2 protein-coding genes are annotated in these 4161 nt (G+C 69.1%); both read right to left on the bottom strand.

Translation table 11 applies throughout. The features are described 5' to 3' along the window. Positions 1-1057: beta-ketoacyl synthase N-terminal-like domain-containing protein (locus ACOQFL_RS22785; protein ID WP_435546254.1), on the bottom strand; the 1057-nt coding region annotated here is incomplete at its 3' end. Positions 1058-1103: 46 nt separating this feature from the next. Then, positions 1104-4161 (bottom strand): type I polyketide synthase (locus ACOQFL_RS22780; RefSeq protein ID WP_435546253.1); only part of this gene is annotated, 3058 nt, incomplete at its 5' end.

Below are 4161 nucleotides of genomic sequence, written 5' to 3'. Positions count from 1 at the left end.
CCTCCATCGGGTCGCCCAGCGCGGTGCCGGTGCCGTGCGCCTCCACCGCGTCCACGTCTTCCGGACCGAGCCCACCAGCGTCGAGCGCCGAACGAATCACCCGCTCCTGCGCCGGACCGTTCGGCGCGGCAAGCCCCTGACTCCGACCGTCCTGATTGAGCGCGCTCGACCGCAACACCGCGAGGACATCGCGCTCGTTGGCCCGCGCATCCGACAACCGCTCCAACAACAACATGCCGCAGCCCTCCGACCAGCCCACACCGTCGGCACTCTCGGAGAACGACTTGCACCTTCCTTCGGGGGAGGTGAGCTTCTGGCGGCTGAACTCGACCATGGCCCAGGGTGTCGCCATCACGGTGACCCCACCCGCGAAGGCGAGATCGCACTCACCACGCCGCAACCCCTGCATCGCCTGGTGAATACTCACCAGCGAGGAACTGCACGCCGTGTCCACCGACACCGCCGGACCCCGCAACCCCAACGTGTAAGCCAACCGACCGGACGCGGTGCTGCCGAGCATGCCGGTGGCGATGTGCCCGTCCAGGGAGTCGAGCCTGGTCAGGTGGTGATGCGCGTAATCGCTGTGTTGGATACCGACGTAGACGCCGGTCGCGCTCCGATCCACCGAGTCCGGCGACACCGCGGCGCGCTCGAGCAACTCCCAGGAGGTCTCCAGCAGCAACCGCTGCTGCGGATCCAACCGCTCCGCCTCCCGCGGACTCACCCCGAAAAACCCCGCATCGAACCACCCCGCGTCGTGCAGGAAACCACCCTCACGCGCATACGTCGCCCCCGCTGCCTCAGGGTCCGGATCGAACAACCCCGCCACGTCCCAACCAGGACGATCCGGAAAACCCGACACCGCGTCACCACCACTCGAAACCAGATCCCACAACCCCTCCGGAGAATCCACCCCACCCGGATAGCGCCCCGCCATCGACACCACCGCGATCGGCTCGTCGATGCGGCGCTGGAGCTCTTCCGAGCGGCTCTTCTCCCGCTGGAGGGCCGCGGTGACGCGACGCAGGTATGCGCGGAGGTCGGATTCTTCAGCCATGACCTAACAATCGTCGGGCGGTACGGGGACGGTGGAAAGGTGCGGGTTACAGGTCCTCGATCTCCTGATCGATGAACGTCAAGAGATCGTCGTCGGACACGTCCGCCACACTCGTGCGGAGTTCAGTGTCGGCCCGTGACTCCGAGGTGGGCTCGTTCGATTCGAGGCGTCGCGTGAGGGCTGCGATGCGCCGACTGAATCGTGGTTGTCGCAGCGTTTCGTCCGGCACGTGCTCGAGTCGTTCCAACACGCTCTCCAGCTGCGTGAGGTCCTCGAGCTCGTCCCGCAGCAGGTGGGTGAGATACGCGGCGAGCTCCTCGGGCGTGGGGTGGTCGAACAGCAGGCTCGGCGGGAGCTTCGTTCCGCACAACACAGCCAGGCGATTGCGTATCTGCACCGCCATCATCGAGTCGAGGCCCGATTCCCGGAGGGGGCGGTCGGACGGCACCGCGGCTGCCTCGGCCATGCCGAACACGGCGGCGATCTCCGCACGAACCGCTTCGAGGACCGCTTCCTCCCGCTTGTCGACGGGCAGGGTTCGGAGTCGCTCACCGAGCCGTGTCGCCGCTCGGTCGTGATCGTCGTCCTGCTGCGTCTCCCCCTCGAGAGCGCGTCTGGCTTCGTCGACGCCGTGCAGCAGCGGCCTCGGGCGGCCCGCGGCGTAGCTCGCCGTGAAACTCGACCATTCGACGTCGGCTACCGCGAGCGCGGGCCGACCGTCGCGCAGCGCGAGTTCGAGGCCACGGATGGCCACCTCCGGCGCCATGGGCGGGATGCCCCGACGACGCAGCTGGGCGTCCGTCTCCGCCGAGACCATGCCGCCTTCTCCCCACGAGCCCCAGTGGACGATGGTGGCGGGAACACCCTGGGCACGGCGTCGACGCGTGAGTCCGTCGAGGAAAGCGTTGGCCGCCGCGTAGGCGCCCTGGTCCCCGGAACCCCAGAACCCGGCCAGGCTGCCGTAGAGGACGAACGCCTCCAGCGGCTCGGAGTCGAGGAGCGCGTGGAGGTTCGCGGCCCCGGCGACCTTCGCCGAGAGCTCCCCCGCGACGTACGTCGTGTCGTGCGAGATGAGCGGACGTGGTTCCGTGGCGCCCGCCGCGTGGAAGACGGCGCGAACCGGCTCGTCGAGATCACCCAGCAGATGTTCGATTGCGTCGCGATCGGCCACGTCACAGCACGCGAGGGTCACCCGCGCCCCGAGACCTTCCAGCTCCGCCCGCAACGCCGCCGCGCCGGGTGCCGCGGCACCCCTACGCGAGGTCAGCACCAGGTGCAACGGCTCCCGGGCAGACTCCGCCAACAACCGCGCCGTGCGGGCACCCAACCCACCGGTCCCCCCGGTCACCAACACCGTGCCCGCGAGAGCGAGCCCACCGTCGGTCACCTCCACCTGGGACCGAGCCCGAACGACACGCCGCACGAGCCGTCGCACCGAGCCGTTCCGGTCGGCACGCAGTGCGAACTGGTCCTCCGCGTCGTCGGCGGTAAGGGCCGCGATCAGGGCATCCGTGGTCGTCCTGTCGAGCGGACCGGCCGGTAGATCCACGAGACCACCGAGCAGAGCCGGATACTCGAGACCGACGACCCGCCCGAGTCCCCACAGCGCGGACCGGCTCGGATCGTGAAGCTCGTGCTCGGGAGTCTCGGACGCCGTGCTCACCGCTCCCGTGGTCAACAGCCACAGTGGCGCGTCGCCGCCGGCTTCTTCGAGAGTTCGGACGATCGAGCGAAGCAGCACTACCCACCGCGTCAGTCGCGGCGTCACCTGCGGGTCGGATTCGAGGGACGGTTCCGAGGCCGCGTCCGATTCCGCACCGGCAACCAGCAGGACTCCGGACAGGGGCGTGTCCGCCGCGGCCGAGGCCAATCGTGCGGCTGCCTCGTCCGGATCGTCGGCCAGCTCGAGTCGTAGCACCTCGGCACCGGCTGCTTCGACGGCGGCGGCGATGGACTCGGCACGCTGCGCTCCTGGTTGTTCACTCAGCAGCAGCCAGGTTCCACTCGGACGAATAACGTCACCGTGACTCGACGCCGGAATCCACTGCTCCTCGTAGAGCCAGTTCGCGAGCTCGGCGTCGGCGGCACGCCGGGTTCGCCATCTCGCGAGATGCGGCAGGAGCGCCGCGAGATCCTCGTGTCGCTGATCCGGGATCTCCAACATGTCGGCCACGGTGTCGACTTCGTGTGCCCGGACGGCCTCCCACAGCGGTTCTTCCACGACACCGGTGCCGTTGGACGCGCCGTTCGGAGTGGGGGGAGTGACGTCGAGCCAGTAGTGTTGGCGTTGGAAGGCGTAGGTGGGTAGGTCCACCGTCCGCGGGTCGGTGCCCGCGTAGACGCTGTCCCAGTCGATCGGGATGCCGTGGGCGAACAACTCCGCCGCGGCCTGCCGCAACCGCGAGGCACCGTCCTCGTCCCGATGCAGTGATCCCACCGCCAGGTGTCCGGCGCCGCCGAGCGGGCCCACCAACAGTGGATGCGCCCCCAGTTCGAGAAACACCGTGTCCGCACCCGGGGCGAGCTCCTCCAACGCCAGGTCTAGCCGCACCGGCTGGCGGAGATTGTCCGCCCAATAGTCACCGTCGAGCTCACTGCCGTCGACCCGAGCCCCCCGCACCGTCGACACCACCGGCACATCCCCCGTTGTCGGATCCAGATCGGCCAACTCCGACCGGATCTCTCCCAACACCGGATCCACCTGCGGCGAATGCGACGCGTAATCCACCTTGATCCGACGGCAAGACACACCCTCGCCCTCCAGCACGGCGAGGAACTCCTCCAACTCCTGCCGGTCACCGGCCACCACCGTCGACTCCGCGGTGTTGACCACCGCCACCGACAACGCACCACCCCACTCGCCCAGCCGCCGCCGCACCTGGCCCACCGGCAGCGACACACTGCCCATCCCCCCATCACCAGCAAGACCGGCCACCAGCCGAGACCGCACCCCCACAACCCGGGCACCCTCAGAAAGACTCAACACACCCGCCGCCACCGCCGCGGCCACCTCACCCTGACTATGACCCACCACCGCCGACGGGACCACTCCCCAGTGCCGCCACACCCGCGAAAGCGCCACCCCCACCGCGAACAACACCGGC

Origin of the sequence: Actinopolyspora sabaoui (assembly GCF_051225635.1) — a bacterium.
GTDB lineage: Bacteria > Actinomycetota > Actinomycetes > Mycobacteriales > Pseudonocardiaceae > Actinopolyspora.
This window is presented reverse-complemented; position numbering and strand designations above follow the sequence as displayed.